Source organism: Bradyrhizobium sp. USDA 376 (genome assembly GCF_054063675.1).
Genome location: NZ_JBSSGN010000001.1, coordinates 6,331,626 through 6,357,080, shown reverse-complemented (window position 1 = coordinate 6,357,080; position 25,455 = coordinate 6,331,626). Strand labels below are relative to the sequence as shown.

21 protein-coding genes, 1 tRNA gene and 1 pseudogene are annotated in these 25,455 nt (G+C 65.8%); 7 read left to right on the top strand and 16 right to left on the bottom strand.

Annotation, left to right across the window (positions count from 1 at the left end):
* Positions 1 to 5: 5 nt before the first annotated feature.
* From ACVJ19_RS29535 to ACVJ19_RS29525, 3 genes are read right to left on the bottom strand one after another with little or no spacing between them, the layout of a single operon-like run.
* Positions 6 to 1,526, bottom strand: coding sequence for an amino acid ABC transporter permease (locus tag ACVJ19_RS29535; RefSeq protein ID WP_453952695.1), 1,521 nt, complete (start codon positions 1,524 to 1,526; stop codon positions 6 to 8).
* On the bottom strand, positions 1,523 to 2,728 hold the full coding sequence (locus tag ACVJ19_RS29530) for an amino acid ABC transporter permease (protein WP_453952694.1): 1,206 nt from the start codon (positions 2,726 to 2,728) through the stop codon (positions 1,523 to 1,525). Before ACVJ19_RS29530 ends, ACVJ19_RS29535 begins: the two co-directional genes overlap by 4 nt.
* A gap of 21 nt (positions 2,729 to 2,749) precedes the next feature.
* Positions 2,750 to 3,766, bottom strand: coding sequence for an amino acid ABC transporter substrate-binding protein (locus ACVJ19_RS29525; protein WP_453952693.1), 1,017 nt, complete (start codon positions 3,764 to 3,766; stop codon positions 2,750 to 2,752).
* A gap of 381 nt (positions 3,767 to 4,147) precedes the next feature.
* Between ACVJ19_RS29525 and metC the strand changes: the two genes are divergently transcribed.
* Positions 4,148 to 5,332: a cystathionine beta-lyase gene (gene metC, locus ACVJ19_RS29520; RefSeq protein ID WP_453952692.1), complete on the top strand. Its 1,185-nt coding sequence runs from the start codon at positions 4,148 to 4,150 to the stop codon at positions 5,330 to 5,332.
* A 132-nt stretch (positions 5,333 to 5,464) separates the two neighbouring features.
* Entirely contained in the window at positions 5,465 to 7,156 is a 1,692-nt protein-coding gene (locus ACVJ19_RS29515; RefSeq protein ID WP_453952691.1) for a Na/Pi cotransporter family protein, read from the top strand.
* 160 nt (positions 7,157 to 7,316) lie between these two features.
* Here the strand turns inward: ACVJ19_RS29515 and ACVJ19_RS29510 are convergent.
* Positions 7,317 to 7,496, bottom strand: a pseudogene (locus ACVJ19_RS29510) (hypothetical protein); the annotation flags it as partial.
* Between ACVJ19_RS29510 and ACVJ19_RS29505 the strand changes: the two are divergent.
* Positions 7,422 to 7,577, top strand: a complete 156-nt coding sequence (locus ACVJ19_RS29505) for a hypothetical protein (protein ID WP_453952690.1) — start codon at positions 7,422 to 7,424, stop codon at positions 7,575 to 7,577. The pseudogene ACVJ19_RS29510 and the gene ACVJ19_RS29505 sit on opposite strands and share 75 nt — an antisense overlap.
* 50 nt (positions 7,578 to 7,627) lie before the next feature.
* Here the strand turns inward: ACVJ19_RS29505 and ACVJ19_RS29500 are convergent, their stop codons facing one another.
* The 6 genes from ACVJ19_RS29500 to ACVJ19_RS29475 form a co-directional block, all read right to left on the bottom strand.
* Positions 7,628 to 7,966, bottom strand: coding sequence for a lipid-A-disaccharide synthase N-terminal domain-containing protein (locus ACVJ19_RS29500; RefSeq protein WP_453952689.1), 339 nt, complete (start codon positions 7,964 to 7,966; stop codon positions 7,628 to 7,630).
* Positions 7,963 to 8,700 carry a glycosyltransferase family 2 protein gene (locus ACVJ19_RS29495; RefSeq protein WP_453952688.1) on the bottom strand — a complete coding sequence of 246 codons (738 nt, stop codon included), beginning with the start codon at positions 8,698 to 8,700 and terminating at the stop codon, positions 7,963 to 7,965. The genes ACVJ19_RS29500 and ACVJ19_RS29495 overlap by 4 nt, the downstream gene beginning before the upstream one ends.
* A 66-nt stretch (positions 8,701 to 8,766) precedes the next feature.
* Entirely contained in the window at positions 8,767 to 9,612 is an 846-nt protein-coding gene (locus ACVJ19_RS29490; protein WP_453952687.1) for a phosphatase PAP2 family protein, read from the bottom strand.
* A 1-nt stretch (position 9,613) separates the two neighbouring features.
* Positions 9,614 to 11,356 (bottom strand): ArnT family glycosyltransferase, encoded by a 1,743-nt coding sequence (locus ACVJ19_RS29485; protein ID WP_453952686.1) that lies wholly within the window; start codon positions 11,354 to 11,356, stop codon positions 9,614 to 9,616.
* A gap of 50 nt (positions 11,357 to 11,406) precedes the next feature.
* A complete protein-coding gene (gene pbpC, locus ACVJ19_RS29480; RefSeq protein WP_456739464.1) occupies positions 11,407 to 13,599 on the bottom strand; it encodes a penicillin-binding protein 1C in 2,193 nt (730 codons plus the stop codon).
* A 5-nt stretch (positions 13,600 to 13,604) separates the two neighbouring features.
* Complete coding sequence (locus ACVJ19_RS29475; RefSeq protein ID WP_453952685.1) at positions 13,605 to 18,809, bottom strand: alpha-2-macroglobulin family protein; 5,205 nt, start codon at positions 18,807 to 18,809, stop codon at positions 13,605 to 13,607.
* Positions 18,810 to 19,213: 404 nt separating this feature from the next.
* On the opposite strand from ACVJ19_RS29475, the gene ACVJ19_RS29470 reads away from it, so the two are divergent.
* A tRNA-Arg gene (locus ACVJ19_RS29470) sits at positions 19,214 to 19,290 on the top strand.
* 141 nt (positions 19,291 to 19,431) lie between these two features.
* On the opposite strand, the gene ACVJ19_RS29465 is transcribed toward ACVJ19_RS29470, so the two are convergent.
* Entirely contained in the window at positions 19,432 to 19,800 is a 369-nt protein-coding gene (locus ACVJ19_RS29465; RefSeq protein ID WP_453955234.1) for an excalibur calcium-binding domain-containing protein, read from the bottom strand.
* Between the two features lie 256 nt (positions 19,801 to 20,056).
* On the opposite strand from ACVJ19_RS29465, the gene ACVJ19_RS29460 reads away from it, so the two are divergent.
* A complete protein-coding gene (locus ACVJ19_RS29460) occupies positions 20,057 to 20,293 on the top strand; it encodes a hypothetical protein (RefSeq protein ID WP_453952684.1) in 237 nt (78 codons plus the stop codon).
* 38 nt (positions 20,294 to 20,331) lie between these two features.
* Here ACVJ19_RS29460 and ACVJ19_RS29455 read toward each other — a convergent pair whose 3' ends face one another.
* A complete protein-coding gene (locus ACVJ19_RS29455) occupies positions 20,332 to 21,588 on the bottom strand; it encodes a hypothetical protein (RefSeq protein ID WP_456739463.1) in 1,257 nt (418 codons plus the stop codon).
* 818 nt (positions 21,589 to 22,406) lie between these two features.
* Here ACVJ19_RS29455 and ACVJ19_RS29450 point away from each other — a divergent pair.
* Positions 22,407 to 22,568, top strand: a complete 162-nt coding sequence (locus ACVJ19_RS29450) for a hypothetical protein (protein ID WP_453952683.1) — start codon at positions 22,407 to 22,409, stop codon at positions 22,566 to 22,568.
* Positions 22,569 to 22,676: 108 nt separating this feature from the next.
* Here the strand turns inward: ACVJ19_RS29450 and ACVJ19_RS29445 are convergent, their stop codons facing one another.
* The 3 genes from ACVJ19_RS29445 to ACVJ19_RS29435 all read right to left on the bottom strand — a co-directional run bounded on the left by ACVJ19_RS29445 (position 22,677) and on the right by ACVJ19_RS29435 (position 24,174).
* Positions 22,677 to 23,453, bottom strand: a complete 777-nt coding sequence (locus ACVJ19_RS29445) for a hypothetical protein (RefSeq protein ID WP_453952682.1) — start codon at positions 23,451 to 23,453, stop codon at positions 22,677 to 22,679.
* 183 nt (positions 23,454 to 23,636) lie between these two features.
* Positions 23,637 to 23,861: a hypothetical protein gene (locus tag ACVJ19_RS29440; protein ID WP_211406365.1), complete on the bottom strand. Its 225-nt coding sequence runs from the start codon at positions 23,859 to 23,861 to the stop codon at positions 23,637 to 23,639.
* Between the two features lie 76 nt (positions 23,862 to 23,937).
* Positions 23,938 to 24,174 carry a hypothetical protein gene (locus ACVJ19_RS29435; protein ID WP_018641833.1) on the bottom strand — a complete coding sequence of 79 codons (237 nt, stop codon included), beginning with the start codon at positions 24,172 to 24,174 and terminating at the stop codon, positions 23,938 to 23,940.
* A gap of 267 nt (positions 24,175 to 24,441) precedes the next feature.
* Here ACVJ19_RS29435 and ACVJ19_RS29430 point away from each other — a divergent pair, with 267 nt between their 5' ends.
* Complete coding sequence (locus ACVJ19_RS29430; RefSeq protein ID WP_453952681.1) at positions 24,442 to 24,789, top strand: DUF6481 family protein; 348 nt, start codon at positions 24,442 to 24,444, stop codon at positions 24,787 to 24,789.
* A 127-nt stretch (positions 24,790 to 24,916) separates the two neighbouring features.
* Here ACVJ19_RS29430 and ACVJ19_RS29425 read toward each other — a convergent pair whose 3' ends face one another.
* Positions 24,917 to 25,159 (bottom strand): pentapeptide MXKDX repeat protein, encoded by a 243-nt coding sequence (locus ACVJ19_RS29425; RefSeq protein WP_453952680.1) that lies wholly within the window; start codon positions 25,157 to 25,159, stop codon positions 24,917 to 24,919.
* Positions 25,160 to 25,455 lie beyond the last annotated feature (296 nt).

Below are 25,455 nucleotides of genomic sequence, written 5' to 3'. Positions count from 1 at the left end.
CTCGATCAGTTGCGGCGGTGGGCGTTGAGGCGGTGCTCGACGAACAGCGAGTAGCGCGACATTCCAAAGCAGAAGATGAAATAGATGATCCCGGCGAAGGCAAACCCCGTGAACGCCGTGGATGGCGTCGACCATTTCGGATCCGAGAACGAGGCGCGAAGCGAGCCCAGGAGGTCGAACAGCGCCACGATCGAGACCAGCGAAGTGTCCTTGAACAGCGAGATGAAGCTGTTGACGAGGTTCGGGATGACGTGACGCAGCGCCTGCGGCAGCACGATCAACGAGGTCGTCTTCCACCAGGACAGGCCCAGCGCCGCTGCGGCCTCGCCCTGCCCGCGCGGGATCGCGGCAAGCCCGCCGCGGACGTTCTCGGCCTGGTAGGCGCCGGTGAACAGCGCAATCCCGATCAGCGCGCGCACCAGGCCGTCGACGGTGAAATTGCCGGGCAGGAACAGCGGCAGCATGTAGGTGGCGAAGAACAGCACGGTGATCAGCGGCACGCCGCGCCAGAACTCGATGAAGGCGATCGAGAAGATCCGGATCAGCGGAATGGTGGAGCGGCGGCCGAGCGCGAGCGCAATGCCGATCGGCAGTGAGGTGACGATGCCGGTGACGGAGACCACCAGCGTCACCAGCAGCCCGCCCCACAAATTCGTCAGAACGATGGGCAGTCCGCCGTGGTCGAGCCCCATCAGCTTGATGACGATCGCAATGGCGACGAAAGTTGCGAAGCTCGATGCGAGCGCCCGCCAGCCCGTGCGCAAGCCGCCACCGAGAAAGAAGGCGATCAGGCAGACGACGACTGTGGTGACAGCGAAATCGGTCCAGACCGCCTGGCCCGAGGCCTGAATCTGGTCACGCAGCCAGGTCAGCGGAAAGATCAGCCAGTGGACAGCGGTCCCGACCAGCAGGATGAGGTTGCCGACGACCCACAAAAGCGGCGCGATCGCCGAGGTCTTGCTGAGACTGAGCAGGACCTCTCCGGCGCCGATGACGCTCTCGTCGAACAATTGCAGCAGGCCGGCGGTCCAGCTCAGGCCGAAGCCGGAAATGCCGCCGCCCCGCAGCAGGAAGAAAGCGACCACGGGAAGAGCGAAGAAGAACAGGCCGGCGTTCAGCCCTTTGGCCGGCAGGCGGGGCATGAGCATCGGCACCAGCAGGACCGCCGCCAGGACGAACGTGAGGTTGACCCGCCAGCGCTCGGCCTCGGGATAGAAGCCGTAGATCAGTTGCGGCAGCTTGGCCTGGATATAGGGCCAGCAGGCGCCGACCGCGAAACCGGCGTTCTCGGAGAGGCAGGCCGTGCGGTCCTTGCCGCTCCAGACCGCATCGACCATCAGGAACCTCACGCTGGGAACGATGGTGAACCAGAGCAGCAAGGCGCCCAGGATCGTGAGCAGGATGTTGGTCGGCGAGTTGAAGAGGCGGGTCCGCACCCAGCCGATGAAGCCGGTGGTTTTCACCGGCGCGGGACGCTCGCTCACCAGATCGTGCCGGACGAAGGAGGATGAGGCGATATCGGTCATGCGCCAAGGCTCCGGCTGACGCGCCAACCGTACACGCTCATGACGGCACTGGTGACGAGGGAAATCAAGAGATAGATGCCCATCGTCATGGCGATAATCTCGATCGCCTGCCCGGTCTGGCTCAGCGAGGTGCCGGCGAACACCGAGACGAGGTCGGGATACCCGATCGCGACCGCCAGCGAGGAGTTCTTGGTGAGGTTGAGATACTGGTTGGTCAGCGGCGGCACGATGACGCGCATGGCCTGTGGCACGACGATCAGCCGGAGCGTGGCGCCGCGGCTGAGGCCGAGCGAGGACCCCGCCTCCATCTGTCCCTTGTGCACCGACAGGATGCCGGCGCGCACGATCTCGGCGATGAAGGCGGCGGTATAGGTCGACAGGGCCACGGTCAGCGCCACGAATTCCGGGATGATCCGCGAGCCGCCCGCGAAATTGAATCCCTTGAGCTGCGGCAGCTCGAAGGTGAAGGGCAGACCGAATACCAGCACGGTGGCCAGCGGAAGCCCGAACAGCAAGGCCAGCACAGAGGGCCAGATGCGGATCACCTGCCCCCGCTCAAACAGCGCACGCCTGGCGTAGAAGCGCAAGCCCAGCGAGGCGACGATGCCGAGGGCCAGCATCGTCAGGAACGGCGCGAACCCGCTCTCGCCGATCGGGCTGGGAATGACGAGGCCGCGATTGCTGATGAAGGCGATGCCGAGCAGCGAAATGCTCTGCCGCGGATTGGGCAGGGCCGCCAGCACCGCCAGGTACCAGAACAGGATCTGGAACAGCAGCGGCAGGTTGCGGATGATCTCGACATAGATCTCGCCGACGCGCGACAGCAGCCAGTTCGGCGAGAGCCGGCACAGCGCGACGATGAAGCCGATCACGGTGGCGAAGAAGATGCCCACCACCGAGACCACGAGCGTGTTCAAGAGCCCGACCACGAACACGCGCAGGAACGTGTCCGAGCCGGTGTAGGAGATCAGGGTCTGGTTGACGTCAAAACCGGCATTGTTCCGCAGGAAGCCGAAGCCGGCGGCGATGTGCTGGTTCTCGAGGTTGGCGCGGGTGTTGGAGACGATTTCATAGGCAATCCAGCCGAGGATCGCCGCGAAGGCAAACTGGACGAAGATGCCGTTCCAGCCGGACTTGCCCCCCAGAGCGCGCCTGATCTTCAGCGCGATCTGGGGTGGCGGTTTACGGGCCTCGGTGCTCATCGCAGCCGCGGATCGTGCAGATCAGCGGATCGGCGGCGCGTACTGAAGACCGCCCTTGTTCCAGAGATTGTTGAGGCCGCGATTGATCGCGAGCGGCGAGCCCGCGCCGACGTTGCGGTCGAACATTTCGCCGTAATTGCCGACGGCCTTCACGATCCGCACCACCCAGTCCTTGGTCAGGCCGAGCTGTTCGCCGAAATTGCCGTCGCTGCCGAGCACGCGCTTCAGCTCCGGATTTTCCAGCTTGCCCTTCTCGTCGACATTCTTGGAGGTCACGCCGAGCTCTTCGGCGGTGACGAGCGCAAACAGCGTCCATTTCACGATGTCGAACCACTGGTCATCGCCGTGGCGCACCATCGGCCCGAGCGGCTCCTTCGAGATGATTTCGGGGAGCACCATGTGGTCATTGGGATTGGCGAGCTTGAGGCGGTTGGCGTAGAGGCCCGACTGGTCGGTGGTGAAGACGTCACAGCGGCCGGCTTCATAGGCCTTGACGGTTTCGTCGTTGGTGGCGAACGCGATCACCTCGTACTTCATGTTGTTGGCCTTGAAGTAGTCGGCCAGATTTTGCTCGGTGGTGGTGCCGGTCTGGACGCAGACCGAGGCGCTGTTGAGCTCGAGCGCCGAATTCACTTTGAGCGACTTCTTCACCATGAAGCCCTGCCCGTCATAATAGGTGACGCCGGTGAAATTGGCGCCGAGCGAGGTGTCGCGCGAGATGGTCCATGTCGTGTTGCGCGAGAGCACGTCGACTTCGCCGGATTGCAACGCCGTGAAGCGATCCTTGGCGGACAGCGGCACGAACTTGATCTTGGTCGGATCGTTGAAGATGGCGGCAGCGACGGCGCGGCAGAGGTCGACGTCGATCCCGGTCCAGTTGCCCTTGTCGTCGGGCGAGGAGAAACCCGGCAGGCCCTGGCTGACGCCGCAGGACAACGTGCCCCGGTCCTTGACGGTCTTGAGCGTTTGCGCGTCGGCGGCTTGGGCCGAGAGGCCGGCGGCGAGAGCAAGAGTGAGAGCCAGGGTTACGCGTTTCATGGGCTGAAGGCCTTTCAAAGTCGTCTCAAGGTCAGGAATGTTGTCTCAGGATCTTCTCTGCCAAGGGTAGCCTTGCAAGAGTCATGCTGGGAAACCTTGCCGAACACTCGCCGATCCCGGGAGGCCATACCTTAATCCCCGCCGCAGGCGCCCGCCATGATGGCCGTGGCGCAAGGTCCGGTCAGACGATGGATCGAAGGTCGCGGCAGGCCCCTCAACATGCGGCGACTGAATAGCACCTGCGCATCACAGAACGACTGGCGAGCCGGGTCAAGGGGTTGACGGGACTCTTCTGTGTTCTGTTATTAACGGCAGCGGCCTTTCGGCCGGCCCGCACGGCGCAAAGCGCCCCGGCGGCAACGCGGTTTTGAAAGCAGACGCATGGATTCCTCGCACCCCTCCCAGCAGCAGGCCGAGACCCGGCTGGTCACCTCCGGCCGCGACACCAAGGCGCAGAAGGGGTTCGTCAATCCGCCGGTGTTCCACGGCTCGACCGTGCTCTATCCGACGGCCGAGGACCTCCATGCCCATCGCGGCGAGTTCACCTATGGCCGCCACGGCACCCCGACGACCAGAGCATTCCAGGACACGCTGATGGCGTTGGAGGGGCCACAATGCGCCGGCGTCGGCATCGTGCCGTCGGGGCTCTCGGCGATCTCCACCACCCTGCTCTCGGTGCTGAAGGCCGGCGACCATATTCTGGTGGTCGACAACGTCTATCGGCCCTCGCGCAATTTCTGCAACGGCATGCTGACCCGCTTTGGTGTCGAGACCACCTATTTCGATCCACTGATCGGCGCCGGCATCGACAAGCTGTTCAAGCCCAACACCCGCGCCGTGCTGGTGGAGGCGCCGGGCTCGCAATCCTTCGAGATGCCCGACATCCGCGCCATCGCCGAGGTCGCGCACGGGCGCGGCGCGCTCGTCATCGACGACAATACCTGGGCCACGCCGCTCTATCACCGCTCGCTCGAGCAGGGCGTCGACATCAGCATGCAGGCCGCCACCAAATATATCGGCGGCCACTCCGACATCATGTTCGGGACTATCTCGGCCAACGCCAAGGCCTGGCCGCAGATCGCGGAAGGCATCCGCCTGTTGGGCGTCTGCGCCGGACCCGATGACGTCTTCCTCGCACTGCGCGGCCTGCGCACGCTGTCGGTGCGGCTCGCGCAGCATCATCGCTCCGGGCTCGAGATGGCGCGTTGGCTCGCCGCCCGTCCCGAGGTCGCGCGCGTGCTGCATCCGGCGCTCGAAACCGATCCCGGTCATGCGATCTGGAAGCGCGACTTCACCGGCGCCTCAGGCCTGTTCAGCATCGTGCTGAAGCCGGCGCCGCAGAAGGCCGTCGACACCATGCTCAACACGCTAAAACTGTTCGGCATGGGTTTTTCCTGGGGCGGCTTCGAGAGCCTCGTGATTCCTTTCGATTGCGACGCCTATCGCACCGCGACCAAGTGGGCGCCGGGCGGCCCGACTCTGCGACTCCACATCGGCCTCGAAAACACCGACGACCTCAAGGCCGATCTCGATCGCGGCTTCGCTGCCCTCAAGACGGCAATGTGAGCCTGCTCACAAGGCATTGCGCCGCGGGAACGGGCAACCGAGGCAAACGTTAACGCCGACGCGCCAACAAAGGGTTGATCCGCGGACGTTTGGCGCTAGCCTCACCAATCGACTCCAATCCGGACACGGAGCATGGGTACGTTGGTTCTGCTCGATCTGATGGGCGGCGTTGCGCTGTTGCTGTGGGGCCTGCACATGGTCCACAGCGGCATTCTGCGCGCGTTCGGTCCCGACCTGCGGCGGCTGCTCGGCAAGGCGCTTGGCAACCGCGTCAGCGCGTTCGCCGCCGGGCTCGGGCTCACCGCGCTGCTCCAGAGCAGCACCGCGACCGCCCTGATCACCTCTTCGTTCGCGGCCGAGGGCCTCGTCAGCCTCGCCGCCGCGCTCGCGATCATGTTGGGAGCCAATGTCGGCACGACGCTGATCGTGCAGGTGCTGTCGTTCAACATCGCCGCCATAGCCCCCGTCCTGTTCGTGCTCGGCCTCGTCGCCTTCCGCTCCGGCCCGCGCTCGCGGATCAAGGACATCGGCCGCGTCTGCATCGGCCTTGGCCTGATGCTGCTGTCGCTGCACATCCTGCTCGACACGATGGCGCCGGCGGAGAACGCACCCGGCATGCGCGTCGTGATGTCGGCGATCACGGGCGATCCCGTGCTCTGCATCGTCATCGCCGCGCTCGTCACCTGGGCGGTACATTCGAGCGTCGCCAGCGTGCTCCTGATCATGTCGCTCGCCTATTCGCAGTTCATCACGCCTTACGCCGCGCTGGCTCTGGTGCTGGGGGCAAATCTCGGCAGCGCCATCAATCCCGTGTTCGAAGGGGCCAGGCGCGAGGATCCCGCAAGCTACCGCCTTCCGGTCGGCAATCTCGTCAATCGCGTGGTCGGGATCGCCGTCGTCCTGCCGTTCCTGAACATCATCGCCGGGCACATGCATGCCTGGCAGCCGGATCTCGCGAAGATGACGGCGGCCTTCCACATCGCCTTCAACGTCGGCACCGCCATCATCTTCATCGGACTCCTCGACACCATGTCGCGCCTGTTGACGCGGCTGCTGCCCGATCGCGTGCAGGAGACCGATCCGGCCCGGCCGCGCTATCTCGACGAGAGCGCGCTGGAGACGCCGTCGCTGGCGCTGGCCGACGCCGCCCGCGAGGTGCTGCGCATGGGCGACCTCGTCGAGGTCATGCTGCGCAAGGTGATGACCGCGATGATGACGGGCGACCGCGCGCTGGTCGACCAGGTCTCGAAGATGGACAATGCCGTCGACGGCCTCGACGAGGCCATCAAGCTCTACGTGACGAAGCTCATGCGCGGCAGCCTCGATGAGAGCGAGGGACGGCGCGCGATGGAGATCGTCTCCTTCGCCATCAACCTCGAGCACATCGGCGACATCATCGACAAGAGCCTGAGTGAGCTTGCGACCAAGAAGATCAAGCGCCGCTTCCAGTTCTCGGCCGAAGGCGCCGAGGAGCTCGCCGCCTTCCACAAGCGCACGATGGAATCGCTGCGGATCGCCTTCGGCGTGTTCATGTCGGGCGACGCCAACGAAGCGCGCAAGCTGCTGGTGGAGAAGACAACGCTGAAGAACACCGAGCTCGCCGCCGTCGAGCGCCATCTCGACCGCCTGCGCGAGGGCCGGCCCGAGACCATCGAGACCACTTCGCTGCATCTCGACGTGCTGCGCGATCTGCGCCGCATCCACTCGCACATCTGCTCGGTCGCCTATCCCGTGCTGGATGCCGCCGGAGAGCACTATCGCAGGCGTGAGGCGGAGACAGCCACCCTGCCCGCCTCAGGCGCGGCCTCGGCGCTGCCGCGCTAGGGCGCGGCGAACGAGAACGGCTCCTCCCGCCAGAAGCAGGCCGGCAGCGCAAAGCAGGATCGGAGCAATCCACAGCGTCAGGAACGACAGCAGCCGGGCATCCTCGGGGCAGCCGGGCATCCTCGGGGCGTCCGGGATCGTAGGCGATCCTGATGCGCTCGCCATCCGTATAGGGCTGGTTCGTCGACCCCGATGAGGATGTGAACGTGATCGAGCGACCGTCCGCCGTCTGAAATCGAAACGTCGGATAGAGAAACGTCCCGCCATGATTTCCGCCGCTGCGCGCGACGGCGCCGGCGAAACGCGCCTCCGTCTGCTCGGCCCTTGCGAGAAATGCGATGGTGCCGCCGAGCTCGAAGACGCCGAGCCCGAGCAGGACCAGGCCGATCAGAACAACCGATACGAACAGAGCTATCGGTGACTTGCGCATGCCGATGGGAACATCCGGATGCCTGCCGTCGTCGGCCTCGGTCAGCGCTCCAGCGTCTTCGACGCGCTGCCGCGGTTCTTGATGATCAGCATGATGTTGCGGATATAGATGACGGTCGCCAGAGCCTGTCCGAGGATGATCACAGGCTCGCGCTTCACGACACCGTAAACCAGCGTCATCAGCCCGCCACCCATCGAGCAGAACCAGAACGCCATCGGCACCACGCTGTTGCCGGCGCGTTCACTGGCGATCCACTGCACCAGGAAGCGTGCCGTGAAGAACAGCTGCGCAACGAGACCGAACGCCAGCCAGAAATCGAACTTGGCGACGAAGACGTCGTAGAGATAGTTGCTCAGCGCCTGACCGTATTGAATGATCATGCGTTCACCTCCGTCACATCTGGTGTCGGCTTCTTGCGGCGGATCAGCCACCACACGCCGGCGAGATCCATGATGCCGATCCATAGCCGGTCGAAGAAACCATAGTTGGACACGCCGGAACGGCGCGGCCGGTCGACCACGTCGACATAGGCGATGTCGTAGCCCTCGCGGCGGACCAGCGCCGGCAGAAAGCGATGTAGCCCATCGAAATAGGGCATCATCAGGAACACCTCGCGGCGGAACACCTTCAGTCCACAGCCGGTGTCGCGTGTGCCGTCCTGAAGGATCGCATTGCGGACCTTGTTGGCGATGCGCGACTGCAATTTCTTGAAGCCGGTATCCTTGCGCCCGACGCGCTGGCCCGCAGCGAGGCCGACGCGCCCTGCTCCTTTTTCCACCGCAGCGATCAGGTCCGGCAGGAAGGCCGGATTGTTCTGGCCGTCGCCGTCGAGGGTTGCCACGATCACCCCGCGCGCGGCGCGCACGCCGCTGCGCACCGCGGCCGACTGGCCGCCCGATCTGGCGTGGCGGAGCTGACGCAGGTTGTCCCGCTGCTGCATGATGGCAGCGAGCCGCTCGCCGGTCGCATCCGTCGAACCGTCATTGACGTAGATGATCTCGTAATCCCAGCGGCCGTCGAGCGCCGCAGTGATCTCCTCGATCAGGGGCGCGATGTTGTCGGCTTCGTTGCGCACGGGAACGACGATGGAAACCGAAGGCTGGGACGTCGACAAATCGAGGCTCGTGGTTGGAATTGGCCTGCCCCTCGGGGAACCGGCGGCCCCGGCAGGCAGCCGCTTTTATGGGGCGGACGCCCCGCGGGCAACCCTTTTGAGGCGCCCTGTGGCCGGGCCCGGAAGCGGCACGATGGTGCCGTCGGCACGGATGGCAAAGGCGAGCCGGCGTGCCGCAAACCAGTAGCGAACGGCCATGGCCCCGACGATGCCGACCAGGGCCCCGGCGATGACATCGCTCGGGTGATGCGCGAGCAGCACGAGCCGGGTCAGCAGGATCACGATCGCGTAAGTGAACATGAACACGCGCAGCCGCGGCCATAATGCCGAGACCGCAAACGCCAGTGCGAACGCCGCGATCGCATGGCCCGACGGCAGGCTGGCATAGGCTCCCGAGCCCTCGAACGGGATGAAGTTGAAGGGATCGGCCTTGCCGCCGACGAACGGACGCCCCCGGCCGATGAAGTATTTCAGGATCTCGCCGACGAACGCGGAGACGGCAACGGACAGAAACAGAAACTGCAGCCGCGTGCCCAGGCCCAGCAACAGCGCGCGGCGTGTGCCGTGAAGTCCTGCCGCAACGAGTGCCACGACCACGAGCGCGACGCCCAGCGCCGACAGCACATACTCGTCCTTGCCGAAATCGGTGAGGATGCGAATCGGCCACAGGCCGGGCGTGCCGCGCGCCGGCATGAACTGGATCTCGGTCATGTCGAACGCCAGCATCAGCGCGATGACCAGGGCCGCGCCCGCCATGCTGAGCCACAGCGAGTGCCGCGCCAGCTTTCGTGCGGCCTCGGCGCGACGCGAATGCGACGGCGAGCGCACGAGCTGCGCCAGCGCACGCCCCGAGACCGTGAGCAATTGCGCGGGATAGCCGGCCCGCGGCGCGATATGGGTCGGGGCTGACATTCTATTCCGTGCCTTCCGAACGGAAGATCGAGATCGAGATCGCGCGGCCTTGCGAGAAGTTGTAGCCGTCGATGCGCGCACCGACCTTGTAGCGCAGCCCGATCGCCTCGGCGCGCTGCACGAAGCTGCGCTCGGAACGCTGCTCGATCAGCGCGAAGCGACAGCTGCCCTGCCGCAGGAAATCCGCCGCGCCCGAGCCGTCGGTGAGCAGCGTCTGGGTGCCGGTCAGGAACACCAGGCTCGGTTCGTGATAGCCGGCGGCGGCCGCCTTCGGCCCGACGCAGGTGACGTTGCGAAGCGCCCGCGCGATCTCGATGCTCGGGAACAGCGGGGTCAGCGACGGCAGCACGATGCCCCAGACCACGACCGCCAGCATCAGGGCCGCGACCAGCGCGTTCAGCACCGAGCGCTCGGCGCGATTGGTGTCGAACAGCCACCAGGCGAACAGGCCGAAGATCAGCGAGGCCGCGATGAACGGCCAGGCCACGAAGGCCGGCTGCCGGGTCAGCATGACCGCGCCGACCACCGCGATGATCGAGGCTGCCGCGGGAATCGCGAACCACCAGGCCGAGCCGCGCATCAGCCAGGACCGCGACAGCACGCGCCGCTCCATCGCGCCGACGGTGAGGATCGCGATCGCCGGATACAGCGGCAGCACGTAATGCGGCAGCTTGGTCAGCACCGCCTCGAACACGATCCAGGACGGGATCAGCCAGGCCAGCAGGAATTGCGCGCCGGGCTCGCGCCGCGCCCGCCACACCGCGGGCGCCGCCATCGCCGCCAGCGGTGCGCCCGGCCAGAACGTGATCCAGAACAGAGCCAGGTACATTCCGGGCGGCGCGCCGTGGGATTCCTGCGCCCCTAACTTGCTGAGCATGTCGCCGCCGACGGAATCGGCAAAGAAGGTCTCGCCCGCGCGCCAGAAGATTGCGACGAACCAGGGCAGCACCAGCACCAGAATCCACATCAGGCCCCAGAGCGGGCGGAGCTTCCATAGCCAGGAGGCATCGCGGTCCAGGATCGCGAGCGCGACGATGGTGAGGCCCGCGAACATCAGGATCAGCGGGCCCTTGATCAGGATGCCGACCGCGAGCGCGGTCCAGAAGATCGCGGGCCAGCTCCAGGGCGGACGCGTCTCGTCCTCGGCGCGCTGCCAGGACAGGTAAGCCCGCGCCATCGCGCCCATCGAGGCGGTCACGCAGAACAGCAGCATCGCGTCGGTCTTGGCGAGCCGCGCCTCGACGCCGAGCAGCACGGAGGCGCACATCAGAAGGGCCGCGAGCACGGCGGCGCGCCGCGTGACGAAAGCGAGCGCCGCCCAATAGGTCATGAGCACGGCGCCGATCGCACCTAACAGCGACGGCAGCCGGTAGACCCAGATCCGCAGTTCGGCCTTGGGCAGCTTGAGCGCCGAGGCAATTTCAACCGCGGCCGATTGCAACCAGTAGATGCCGACCGGCTTCTTGTAGCGGACGTCCTCCTGGAAGCGGATGTCGACATAGTCGCCGCTCTCGACCATCTGCTTGGTGGCCTGGGCAAACCGCGCCTCGTCGCGGTCGACGGGCGGGATGGTGAAGAAGCCCGGCAGGAACAACAGCAGCGCGCAGAGCAACAGGAAAGCCACCGCGCGGGCGTGGCTGGCCGTCGCGATATCGAGCATGGACACGAGCCGACTGCCCGGATTCACGGGTGATTTCGGCTCGCGGGGGGCTCCAAAACGGGGACTTGGGTAGGTCTCGGCCATTGGTTCCGCTTACGCTGAAACCGCCATCGCCACAACCGCTTAAGGCAGGGTCATTGAATTCGAATGACAACTGTGTCCGCGGCGCCCGTGGCATCGATCACGGTGAGCCGTGCAAAGCCCGGGCCGGGCGGATCGATCAGGCGCTGGCGGCGGCCGTCGATCTCGCCGCGCGCGGTGCCGTTAACCATGACGGTCATCGGAAGAACCCCGCCGGCGACTTTTACGGGCATGGCGGCACTCTCGGGCCCGCCCGCGCGATCGACATCGATCCGCGAGCCGTTCAGGGGAAACTGGATGTGCAGCGCCTGCTCGCCCCCGGTCCGTACCAGTTCCCCGACCGGACGGAACCGCTTTAGGGGCAGCGGGAGTTTTGCGTTGCTGGCGACCAGAGTTCCCTTGGGCGGCTTCGGCAACGGGGCCAGGGTCTTGCCGCTCCGGGCAAAAGCGTCGAACAGGATGGGAGCCGCAGCCACGCGGCCAATCAGACCGGGAACCGGCGCGCCGTCGGGGCGGCCGACCCAGGCGCCGATGGTCATGCGGCCGTCGAAGCCGACCGACCAGGCGTCGCGATAGCCGTAGGAGGTGCCGGTCTTGAAGGCGATGCGGTTGTGGGCCGCGTTCTCAGGCGGCGGCGTGCCGAGCAGGACGTTGCCGATCTGCCAGGCCGCGACCTGATCCAAGAGCCGCAGCGGCTCGCGGTCGTCCTTGGCCGTGACGATCTCGCGGAGCGGCTTGGTGGTCCCAAGTCGAGCGAAGCCGGCATAGAGCTGGGCGAGATCCTGAAGCGTCACGCCGACGCCGCCGAGGCCCATGGCAAGGCCGGGCGCTTCGTCCTTGGGCAGGATGAGGTTGCCGCCGGCCTGCCGCAGCCGCGAAGCCAGTCGGCTCGATCCGACGCGGTCGAGCAGCACGATGGCCGGCACGTTCAGTGACAATTGCAGCGCCTTCCGCACGGGCACCGTGCCCTGGAAGGTCATGTCGAAATTTTCCGGCGCGTAGGAGCCGAAGCGGACCGGCCGGTCGTCGATCAGGCTGTCTGGATGGACAAAGCCGTCCTCGAAGGCGAGCCCGTAGATGAAAGGTTTCAGCGTCGAGCCCGGCGAGCGGATGGCGCGGGTCATGTCGACCTGCCCTGCCCGGGTCTCGTCGAAATAATCCGCGGAGCCGACCCGCGCGAGCACGTCGCCGCTCTCATTGTCGACCACGATGATGCCGACCGAGATGTTCGGCCCGAGTGCAATGGCACGGTCGCGCGCCAGCGGCTCCAGCGCCTTCTGCAAATTTGCATCCAGCGTCAGCTTGATGACCGGATTGTCTTTCACGGTCGACAGCGCGGTATCGGCGGCATGCGGCGCCAGGATCGGCATCGGCTTGCGCAGTGTCGGCACCGGCACGGCCTTGGCCTGCCTGGCGTCGTCTGCGCTGACCACCTGCTCCGAGACCATGCGGTCGAGCACGCGATCGCGCGCCTTGCGCGCCGCCTCGGGAAAGCGGTCGAGCCGGCGCGTCTCGGGCGATTGCGGCAGCGCGACCAGCAGCGCGGCTTCCGCCAGCGACAGCCGCTTCGGCTCCTTGCCGAGATAGGCGATCGAGGCTGCGCGGATGCCTTCGAGATTGCCGCCATAGGGCGCGAGCGCAAGATAGAGATCGAGGATCTGCTCCTTGCTCATGCTGCGCTCGATCTCGATCGCGCGCACCATCTGCCGCAGCTTTGCGTAGAGCGAACGCTGCCGCCGCGGCTCCATCAACCGGGCCAGCTGCATCGTGATGGTCGAGCCGCCCGACACGATGTGGCCGCGCGTTCCGAGTTGCAACGCGGCGCGGCCCAGCGCCAGCGGATCGATGCCGTCATGGGCGTAGAAGCGCTGGTCCTCATAGGCGAACAGCAGTTTCAGATAGGTCGGATCGACATTGGTCTTGGCATCGATCGGCAGCCGCCAGCGACCATCCGCCATCGCATAGGCGCGCAGCAGCTTGCCGTTGCGATCGACGATGGTGGTGGAGACCTGGCGCGCTTCGTCGAGCGGGAGCGGGCCGAGGGAGTAGACCCAGGCAACGAAGCCGATGATGGCGAGGATGAAGGTGAAAGCGGCGGTTGAGAGGATACGATGGCCTCCGCCGCTCGCTCCACTGCCGTCATTCCGGGATGGTCCGAAGGACCAGACCCGGAATCTCGAGATTCCGGGTTCGGTGCTGCGCACCGCCCCGGCATGACGAGTTTTGCTGTCAGCCTCAGCCATCATCTCACTCACTTCGCGGCCCGCACCTCGACCGTGCCAGTGCCCGTCCGCCCATAGCGCGAGGGATTGTACATGTCCTCGACATAGGCCTGCGGCAGCACGTATTTGCCCGGCGAGACCGCGCGCACGACATAGGCGACGGTGAAGACCGACTTGGAGTCCGAGGCGCGATCAACCGCCGCGGTGAAGCGATCGTCGCGGAACTCGGTGTCTTCAGGCTCCTCGCCGTCCTCGATCCAGTCCAGCGTGCCGCTATCGCCCGACGAGACCAGCTTCGGGTTGTCGATCTCGAGGCCCGCCGGCAGATAGTCGGACACCATGATGTGGCCGTATTCGGGCTTGGCCTCGGTGATCTTCAGCACCACCGCGAAGCGCTGGTTCTGCTTGACCTTGCTGATGTCGGCGGGCTTGCCGTCGAGCGTGTAATAGCTGCGCTCGATCTTGAAGCCGTTCGACGCTGCCGGCTCAGGCGTCACCGGCGAGCCCGACACCGAGACCACCGCCTGCACCGGCGCATCGCCGGTATTGGTGATCTTCAGCGGCTTGCCGCTCAGCGTGTCCGCCTTGTAGCTGCGATAAAGCGCGGTCTTGACCGGCTGGCCGTCGACCTCGATCGAGAGGTTCTCCTTGGCCAGCGCCCGCGCCGCCAGCACCAGCCACGCATTCTCCTGCGTGGAGGTGTAGGGCGTGAGCCCGCGCGCGGTCTCAACGCGGGAAACCGCCTGCGTCAGCGTCGCCTTCGGCGCATTGCCTTCGCTCGCGAGCGACACCAACGCTGCGGCATCGCGGAGCTGCGAGCCATAGTCGGTGCGGCCGAACTCCAGCACCGGTTTCGGCGCGAGGCTGTCGAGCGCGGCACCGTAGACGCGTTCGGCGCGGTTGCGATCGCCGACCAGGGCCAGCGCGGCGGCAAGCTGCGACTTCGCGATCGGGGTCGCGAGGTTGTTCAGCTTGGTATCCGCGAGATAGCGGAGGTCGCCGATGGGCGCTGCGCCGTTGCGGGCGAGCACGTAGAGGCCGTATGCGAGATCGCGGCCGCCGTCCTTCTCCGGCTCGTTGCCGTTGACGACCGCATTGCGGATGCGGTCGAGCGCGTTCTTGAACAGCACGTCCGGCACCGCAAAGCCCTTTTCGCGGGCGCGGGTGAGGAAGTCCGTCACGTACGCGTCCAGCCACGCATCGTCGCCGCCGGCTGACCACAGGCCGAACGAGCCGTTGGAGCCCTGGCGCGCCAGCAGCCGCTCGATGGCGTCGCGAATGCGCTGGTCGACCTCGGTGTCCATGGCGAGATGCGCGCCGGCCGCGAGCTCGTTGACATAGAGCAGCGGCATGGCACGGCTCGTGATCTGCTCCGAGCAGCCATAGGGATAGCGGTCGAGCGCCTTCAGGATGGTCGCCGCGTCGAGCGCGGTCGACAGGCTCGCCGAGACCGAGACACCGCCGGTGCCCGGCACGAGGTCGGAGAACATGTCCGAGGTCAGCGTCAGGCTCTCGCCCTTCGCCAGCGTCCGGATCGAGCGCCGCGCCAGCACCTGCGTTGCCGCCTTGACGTCGAACGCATAGTGCCGCGCCAGCGCGAGGCCATTCGGTCCCTTGATGTCGACGTCGAGCGTCGCCTGTCCCGCCGCGGTCGCATCGAGCGCGAGCGAGATCGAATTGCGCTGCTTGGCGGCGAGCTTGACGGTGGTTGCGGGATTGCCGCTCATCTTCACCGGACCACCCGTCTTGACGTTGATGACGTAGTCGCCGGCCTGGCCCTCGACATTGTCGATCTCCAGATTGACCGTGCCGTGGTCGCCGTTGAGCAGGAAGCGCGGCAGGGTCGTGGTCAGCACCACGGGGTCGCGGATTACGACATCGGTGTTGGCGCGGCCGAGCTTGGTCGCGGTCCAGGCCACCGCCATGACGCGGGCGGTGCCGGCGAACTCCGGAATGTCGAAGCTCACCTCGGCGGTGCCGTCGGCACCAACCGTCACGATGCCCGAGTAGAGCGCCAGCGGCTTTTGCGAGGGCGGCGAGCCCTGCAGCTCGGCTGCGCCGGCATCGCCGCCGGATTTGATCTGGCCGCGCGTGCCCGACATGCCGTCGATCAGCTGCCCATAGAGATCGCGGATCTCCGCGCTCAGGCGGCGCTGGCCGAGATAGTAATCATCCGGCGCCGGCGGCTTGTAATTGGTGAGGTTGAGGATGCCGACATCGACCGCAGCGATGACGATCTTGGCGTCCTCGCCCGGATTGAGCCCGTCGAGCTTGACCGGGATCTTCAGCATCGCATTGGGGCGGATCAGCGCCGGCGGCGTCAGCTTCACGGCAAGCGTGCGGGTCTGCTTGTCGATGCCGAACCATTTCAGGCCGATCGCCCTGCCCGGCATGCGCTGGGCCGCGGCATCGAGCGGACGGCGCAGCGTTGCCACCACATAGGCGCCGGTGCCCCAGTCCTTGCCGACCGGGAGCTTGACCTGCGCGGTACCCTCCTTGACGTCGACGGTTTGCGTCGTCAGCAGGCGGTCGCCGAGCACGTTGATGGTGAGCTTGCCGGCGCTGCGAACGTTGACCGACACCGTCATGGTATCGCCGGAGGCATATTGCGGCTTGTCGATCGAGGTCTCCAGCAAGTCCGGCGTGTCGGCGCTGCCGTCGGAGTACCAGCCGACGTCGAACTGCACCGAGGTCACCGGGCCGTCGGCATCGTTCGATTTCACATCGAGACGGTAGCGGCCGGGCTGCGGCGCCAGCGAGATGCGCGACGGCTTGTCGGGCGCGATCGTGACGTCACCGTCGGCGACGCGCGAGGTCGACTTGACCGGCTCGTACTCCCAGTAATTGTTCTGGCGGTACCACTGGTAGCGCGACTCCATCTTGAGGAGCTCGTAGCGCAGGCCGTCGCGGCGCAGCCTCTGGCCCTCGGGCGAGACGAACACGACGTCGAACTCGGCCTTGTCGCCCTCGGCGACGTTCTTGTCGCCGAACAACGGCTTGATGCCGATCTGCGCCGCGGCGGGCGCGACCGGCAGCACGATCTTGCGCTCGACGGCGCGGCCGCCGGTCTCGACCATGCGGACGAAGATCTGCGCCTCCTGCGGACGCGTCGAGGCCGGCTGCTTGTCCAGCGTCACCGGGAAGGTCGCAACGCCATTGGCGTCGGCCTCCGGCAGGTTCTCCAGCGGCGTGCGCTCGTTCGAGGTGGTCTCCTCGTCGGCGACGCCGAACTGGTAGCCGGCAAAGCCGGGCCGCTCAGCCGCGGACGCGACCAGCATGTCGCCTTCGAGCGCAAGGCCCGAGGCCGGCGCGCCATAGAGGAAATGGCCGTCCGCCTTAAGCTCCACTGGAGCGTTAGCTTTGATCAGCTTGTCTTTGGCAGACAAGTCGAATTCGATCCGATCAGGAACGTAATCCTCGACCATGAAGGTGGTCTCGCCGACCGAGGCGCCCTTCGGATCGGTGAAGGCGCGCACGCGCCAGGTGCCGGTCGGAACGGCCGAGTTGAGCGGCACGGACAGCGTGCGGCCGCCGGCGCCCTGGTCGGGCAGCACCGCACGGCGGTATTCGACGCCGTCGGGGCGCTCGATCACCAGCGTCATCGGCCCGCCGGTCACGGCATTGCCCTGCCCGTCGCGCAGGAGCGCAGTGAGGAAGACTGTCTCGCTGGAGCGGTAGACGCCGCGCTCGGCATAGACGAAGGCATCGGCGCCGGCGGGCACGGCGCGGCCCGCAACGCCGCGGTCAGAGAGGTCGAACGCCGACGTCTTCAGGCTCAGGAAGGCATAGTCGGCCTTCTCGCCCGTGACCGTCAGCATTGCCGGCGACAGACCGCCCTCGCCGCGCGCAAGGCCTGCCTCGAACAGCACATGGCCGGACTCATCGGTCTTGCGCGTCGCCAGGATCTCGTTGTTGCGGGCGACCAGCCGCACCTCGGCCTTGCCGACCGGATCGGGCGAGGCCAGCGAGTTGACGAAGACGTGGATGCCGTCATTGCCGGAATAGGCTGACACCCCGAGGTCGGAGACGATGAACCATTGCGTGGCGAGCTGATACTCGTCGTCCGAGCCCGGGCCCTTGGCGGCCGCGGTCATCACGTAGACGCCGGGCTGGAGCTCGCCGAGCGCCTGGTCGACCGGGAATGCCGTGGTGACGTCCTGGTTCAGCGTCATCGCGGTCGCGAGCTCGCCGGTCCAGACCTTGACGCCGCGCTCGTCGCCGAGATCGCTGAGCTGATACTTGGTCAGCGTCTTCTGGAAGTCGCTGTCGACCACCGTGTTGATCAGGTTGCGGTCGCCGATCCGGAAGACATTGATGTTGACCGCGGGCGTGTTGACGCTGACCACGGGAATGCCGCGCTGGGCGGTCCGCGGCAGCACATAGGCCCGGCTGGTGAAACGCACGAACGGCTTGCGATCGCGGACATAGATGTTGAACTCGGCCGATTTCGGGAGGCCCTCCTTCACCGTGGACGGCAGGCCGGCGCGCAGATTGATGTTGTAGCGTTCGCCGTGCTTCAGCCCGTCGACGCAGAGCTGCTTGCCCTCCGCCGACAGCGCCGGCTTGTCCTGACCCGCCAGCGCCAGGAACGGCGCGAAGTCGGTGCGCTTGGCGAGCTCCTCCGAGAACTGGAAGCAGGCGCGCGGGCTCGCCGAATCCGAGTCCACGGTGTAGTCGAGCAGCCGGAAGCCGTGCTCGTCGCGCAGCTTCTCATATTGCCCGCGGACGTCGGCGACCTCGCGCAGGTCGAGCGACAGCCGCAGCGAATCCAGCGCCGGCCGCCACAGCTTGCGTTCGGCCAGCGACTTGCCGAGCACGGCGAGCGCATCCGCCTCCTCGCCCGGATTACCGGCGCGCTGATAGGCGATGTAGGCCGCGGTCGAGGCGCGTTCCAGCAGGAAGGTCTGCTCGCTCGAGTTCTTGGGCCAGATCTGGAAGATCACCTTGGCGAGCCGCAGCCAGTTGCCGGCATCGTCAGGCGTGGTGGCCGCGATCTGGCCGAGCACCGACAGGCCGGTGCGGTAGTCGTTGCGCTTGAAGGCGGCGTCGGCATCCGTGCGCAGCGTCGCGTTGGTCTTGGCGACCGGGCCCGCCTCGCTCTTGATCTGCGCCTCAAGCTTGATCGCGGAATCGGCGAGATCGTCGCGCTTGAAGGCCTTGTCGGCGGCCTGCGCCGCGTTGAGGCCGAGCGCCAGCGCGGCGCAGATTGTGACGGCGCGAACAAGACCGATCATGGATGGACTCCCGGAAATCGCGGACGAACGCCGCTTGTCGCAAGAAATGCGCGGAAAGGTGACGGACTCAAGGCGATGGAACCAGAGCTGCAAAACGTCGCATTCGCCATGACAAGGCAGGCCCAGAGGAGACCAGTCCAGATACCGCCGCGCACGCCGTCCTGATGGCGCAGCAACACCTAGCCAGTCGACCGGCGGCCGTGTCCCGGAAGCTGTTCAGCGTTCCCGGCGATGTGATCCATCGTCCAGTCCGCTGCCGCTCAACCCGGCACCCTGACACCCCACCGTTCCGCTTTGTCGCGCCAATGAGGAAAACGGTTCGGTTCAGGCTTGGCGAAAGACCCAATTTTTCATATTGGCATGCTAGATGAACGGCCAGCCGCCCGAACCGGGCGGCCCAAGACGGTCCCGTAGCTCAACTGGATAGAGTAGCGGATTTCTACTCCGCGGGTTGCAGGTTCGAGTCCTGCCGGGATCGCCAAATAGCTTTTTTATCCTGTCAGTCCAGAGGCTTGCGCGTGGCGCTTGGCCTCTTGTCGCAATTGGACAACAGAAGATGAGATCGCGCGCGTCTCTCGAACGGCAAACCGCGAGCATTCGCTGCGCTCCGTTCTCGGATGCCTCAAATAACTCCTCGCCGTGACAGCCATGGCTCGCACGCAATACCATCTCCGTCACGATCGAGGTGTTTCCAATAACCGGGCTGCCCCCGCATTGCCGGTGCCAAGCCGACCCAGCGAGCGAATCCACAGCTTGGCGCGGACACAATATGCCGAAGCGTCGTCGTGATCGGCCACGCGCTTGAAGTGAACACCCAAGCCACCGCTGCCACGAATGCCAAGGCCGCGAATACGGTCGCAGCCCGCAAACTCTGGCGCAACAAAGTAGCTTCGCCGCGGCGTTCCGACACCGCGCGGAAGCGTTGCTGCAAGTCGCGCAGTCGCCGCTCGGACCCGGGTCTGACCGGATTAGGACTTGGTAGGCGTGGCATCGGCTCAGCTCCTCCGCCATACAGACGAGGGATGAAATAGAACCAAGCCTGGTACTGGTCGGCAAGCACTGCTCGAGGCTGCCGGGCTGTCTGCGGTCTATCTCGCGCAACGCCAGCCACAAGACGCTCGGTTGCCGATCCATCGTCCTTCACGAACGCGTGGCCGGGCCTTTGAACCGGGCCCGTCAGTCCTATCTATGCGCCGGGCGACGTGCGCCCGAGAAGGACCCCGATGCCACCATCCGAGTGGACGAGAATGGCTATCGCTTCAGCAGTGGCCGTTCTTGCAATATCGTTTTTGGTAATCGACGCGACCGTGGATGTGAACTCCGGCGGTGTCGCAAAACGGGTCGAGATGGCGCGGGCGTCCATTACGGACGCGGTGGTGCGCCAGCATGAGCTCGCCTTCGCCGTTCAGACGTGGTCGCGAGGCAATCACCGGAAGCCACTCTCGGAAAAGCAGCCTTTGGAGCAGTGCCTAGCGATCGATTGATCCAAGGTGCGGCGGCCAGCTCATCATTCCCCGTCCGCTTACTGGTGCGCCCGCCACCACCCCGCAATCGCCGCGGCCAGATCATTCCACAGCTCGGTCGGCAGATCCGGCACCGCCACCCGGACGCTGTACTCGTCCGTCGTCGCGTTGTGAAACCATTCCGTCGCGGCGAAGTCGAAGCCGAAGCTGCCGGCGTGGCGGATCGGGAGGCCGTCGCGGCCGAGATCGCGGCTCATTGCGTCTGCGGCTTGCCGCGCTCTGGCCTCATCGAGGCGGCGCCTGCTGCGGAGCGTGACGTAGAGGCCGTGGGTGAAGTGGAGCTCGGCCGAAAGCGAGGCAAGTTCACGCGCAAAAAGTCGGGCCGCATGGCGGCCGTTGCGCAGGATGGCTGCGACGCGCCTCCTTGTTAAGTCCCAATAGGACGAGGTGCCCGCGAAGGGCGGAAAATGCGCCGGCAGCGCCGCGCCGCCGAGTAGCCGCACGGCATCACGCGCCTCCGCAGCGAGGCGTTCAGACAACGAATCATTGGCGCCCTCCTCGCTCCAGCTGACGAACACCGCAGAGCCGAGCCGGCCGTATTCCGCGCCGAGTGAATCGAGCTTCGTATGGCTTCGCACCATCACGACGGGAATTCCGCTTCGCCTTGCCCAGCGCAGGACGCGCCGGATGCGGCCGGACCTGCCGGCAAAGCATGTCGTGTCGAAGATCAGGAGATCGAGACCAGAACCATCGCAGCGCAGGGCCGCTTCGAACGCGCCGGCCGAGACGCAGGAATCCAGCAGGAGGATTCGCGGCGCGCCGGCGCCAGCCAGGACATTGGACAGCGGCAAGCTCAACGTGATGAGCCGCAGCTCCGGAACGAAGCGTTCGATCAGCTCCAGCGTCTCGCCGTAGGAGCCCGGCAGGACCAGGATGTCAGCCCTGGCGACAATTCGCGTGGCGGCAAACAGCAGGGCCGAGATCGCGGCCATGCCGGAGGCGGTATAGATCGTCTCGCTGCCGCGCTCGTGCTCATAGAACGAGGGACCATCCACCTTCAGATCCGCACGCTGGTAGTCGTAGCTGAAGGTGAACGGACCGCTGGTCGGAGAGGCCGTGGCCGACCAGGATGTCTCCGTCGCCTTCCAGTCCTGCAGCGCGTGCTCGGCGCGCAGCGCGGCGGTCAGCTGGAATTTCGCGCTGATGACCTCGTCCACCGAGCGCGGGCACGGCACGTGCCGCGGGTTGCTCAGGCAGCCATTCAGCAGCCCGATCTCCCTGTGCTTGCGCTCAAGATAGGCCTTGATGGTCTCCATACGACGCTTGTCAGCTGCAACTCTCCTTCAACGTCCGGCGCGCGTTTGGGGTCCAAACTGTCGCGCTGCGTCACAAGGAACCAATCACTACATCGATACGAAATATCTCGGCGCGGTCGAGGGCGATACCGTCAAGCTTTCGGTCAATGCCGACGCCGTTCCGGAGACGGAAGCTGCTTGATAACACGAGGCCCCTTCGGGGCAGTTTTGTTTGTTCACGATCCGACTCCGCTTCGTTCGCAAAGCACGAATCGCGATCGCGAAAATCAACGCTGCGCAAATGTTAATATGGAATTGCGCGTAGCGCTGATCGCTCGCGCGCCCTCGGTCACGAGCACGGGCCGCAACAAGGCGCGAGGTGGCCGACCGCGAGAGGAGGCCGCTACTCCGTCGGCTCATCGTCGCGCCGCTCGCGGGCAAGCTGATGCCAGGCGATGGCGAGCTCGATCAGTCGTTGCCGATCGGCGCCTTCGGCCGCTGCGGCGCGCTTCATTGCGGCCTCGGCTTCGTGCTGCGGGTCGTACTTGTTGCACATGACGCCAATTGTAGCCGCCCGATCTGGACAAGTGCGTGGCAATTTCGTCCGTATGATTGCGGAGGACCGACGTTGTTGTGAGCGATTCAAACACGCTTTGATTGTGGCGCCAGGGAACTTGCACTCGCGGTTTAAGACCCGTCCTGGTCGCAGGTGAACGGAGGCCCGGCTTGATTCCGAGCGATCTGTGAATTGCGTCACAGCCTGCGCGCGGCCTCTCGCGCTAAACAACACCTCAGCGCTTCCAAGGGAGCGCGAGACGGCGTGGGAGGTCTTTCCCGTCATGACACAGGAAGCAACCGCCGAAGCCAGGGTCCCGACACAACGACAGCGGTCCGACCTGTTCGGCATCGCGTGTCTTGCGACGATCGGTCTCGTGATGCTGGCCTGGATCGCAGGCCTGGTCTGGGGCGCGATGGCATTCTTCAACTGGCTGGTAGCCTGACGCGCGAGGCGATCAGCCCTTACCCTCGCGCAACTGGATCGCCCGGCACGACAACAAAAAAGGCGGGCCTTTCGCCCGCCTCTTCGGTTTCAGATCCTGCGCAGGAGCTCAGTAGCACGCGCGCGGATCGGCCTGCACATACTGGCCGTTCGGATAGCGGTAGTAGCAATTGCCCTGGGCGAAATAGTAGCCGGGGCGCGAGGCTGCCGTTGCGCCGGCAATCGCGCCCGTGGCGCCGCCGAGAACCGCACCAGCGGCGGCCCCCGTTGCATTGCCCGAGATCAGGCCGCCGAGCACGCCGCCGACAATGGCACCGCCCAGCGCGCTTGCGCCGGGATCGGCCGGCGGCGGCGGAGGTGGCGGTTCGTAGGCGACCGGAGGCGGCGCCGGGGCATAGGCCACCGGCACGTCGTCGTAATAGTCATCCGAGATGTAGGCGGGCGGACCGGCCATCCGCTGCGGATAATAATACCAGACGCCGCCGACGTCCCACCACCAGCCGGAGCGGCCGTTGCGGACCTCGTGGCGCCAACGCCCGCCATCCCAGGCGCGATTGCCGCGATAGGCGTGTCCGCCCCAGTCGCGCTCCGGCGCGGGGCCACGCGCATAGTTTCGGCCGGGCGGCGGGCCGCCGGCATTGTGCGGGCCGGGACCGGGGCCGCCAGCGTGCGGCTGGCCACCGGGCTGTTGCGCGGGCCGGGCCGCCTGCTGCGGCGGAGGGCCCTTGCGCATGTTCTGATTGGTCTGGGGCGGCGCGCCGGCGGCGGGCCGGTCCGGCAACTGGCCGGCGTCCCTCGGCCTGTCCTGCGCCTGCGCCGAGAGCGCGAGCAATGACATGGCCGAAATCAAGGGAATGACGATCTTCATTTGGCTGGACGCACTCATGCGTGCTTGACCCCCTACTTTCTCGCTTGCCGTGGTCCCTCGCGCGATAGACGATTCGCCTCGCGCCGGGTTGATGCCGGCTGACATAACTGACCTGCTTGATCGGCTAAGTCCCGTTACAAATGATTAAGATCACGGCAATTTTTCGGCCCGACGGGCCTGCAACTTGTCCCCGGAACGCCGCTAGCGGGCCGGCTCGATGACGTTGCAATTGCTCCGCCCCGACATCAGGCAGTCCTGCATCTTGCTGGCCGAGGTGAGATCGCGGGCGAGCCACCAGCCGATTCCGAGGATCAGAAGCGCGATGATCAGGCCGGCGATGGCGCCGCGGCGGTTGTCGCCGGGTTGAGGTCTTGGCGGAGACTTGGGCTTCTCGCCCGGTTCGGGCTTGGACGCAGGGCTAGACATGACAACCTGATCGCACGGGTGAACCGGCTTTATCACCTCTGCGGCGTGGCGTCACATCCCGGCCGGCCCTTCCGGTTCAGCCCCGGGTCTGGCGGATCGCATCCTTGCGCGAGGTTTCGACAGCCGGGATCGCCTCGCGTGCCCGCGGTGCGCAGGTCGTGAGCACGAAGGCGGTCTGGCTGCACTCCCAATCGGCGCCCAGGACGGTGTTCTCGATCGGTTGCGGACGGGCAAACAGCAGTGCGGCACCCGCCAGCACCGCCACCACGAGGATGAGCGCGAGCGCCTTGAGGCTCAGCCGGAAGATGGTCATGCCCGTGCTCCGTCTCGAATTGGGGCGGACGCTAAGCGTTGCGTCAGGACGCCCACTATGAGGGACATCACAATTCGGCAGTTTTTCGGGGCTACGAGAGATCGTCGGGGGAGCGATTTTTCGTCTACCTGATCGGCTGCGATTATGGGTGGCTTCGCGACGCGCGCCGATGTACACGCTTCTGCGTCGCGTGGCGCCTGCTATGCCCAGCCGACGTACCAACAGGCAGTCATGTAGGATTGAAAGCGAGGAAGACAAGGCTCGTCGATGAGTGGATTCAGGGAACCCGGCTTTGCAGACCGGCAAAAGGCGGCGCAGGACGCCCGCAAAAATCTTTTGAACAAGTTCAAGTCGCAGCCGGGGCACGACGATCCCGCGGTCGCGGCACGTCGCGCCGAGCGCGAAGCCCTCGCGGCCAAGCGCGCCGAGGCAAAGGCTACGCGCGAGGCGGAGAAGGCCGAGCAGAAGCGCCTCGCGGAGGAAGCCGCAGCGGCGGAAGCCGCGCGCGTCGCCCGCGAGGCCGAGGAAGCGATCGCCAGACAGGCCGAACTCGAAGCCGAGCAGAAGGCCAAGCGCGACGCGCGCTACGCGGCCCGCAAGGCCAAGCGCAAGTAACCTTCGCAGCTCACGTTCATTTGAATTTGAACTGAGACATCACTTTTCGGGGCGGTCCACGTGACCGCCCCGGACTTTCGAGCGCGCACGTCTGCCTTTGCGCAAGCGCTGCGACGACGGCCGAAGATCAGTTCTTCTTCATCATCCCGTCGTCTTTCTTCATCCCGTCCTTGGACATGTGGTCCTTCTTCATGCCGTCGTCCTTGGACATGGCATCCTTCTTCATGCCGTCTTTGGACATCGTGTCCTTCTTCATCATGCCGTCGTCCTTGCCCATCTTGTCCTGGGCAAAGGCGGCCGGCGACAGCGCGAGGCCAAGCGAGAGAGCGGCAGCCGAGACGCCGAGTGCGATACGGGTACGAATGGTCATGGATCATCTTCCCTTCGAGATTGTGTTGTCAGCGACGGACGCCGCTAGTTGATCTCGACGGATCGAGGTGCGGACTTGTTACGGCCTCGCCGATAAATTTCTCCAGGCTTCCGCGCATTCGCCGCAATCACGTCCGCGATGTCCGACCTCCATTCGGAGGAGGGCTAGGCAAGTGTGCAGCGCAGCACGACCGGCACTTGCCGCGGCATTCGGTCTCGAACTATCAGATGAGAGAACATCGCTTCAAAGACCGGCTAGGATGGGCCCGAAGCCGGTCTGACAAGACCCGACCCAAA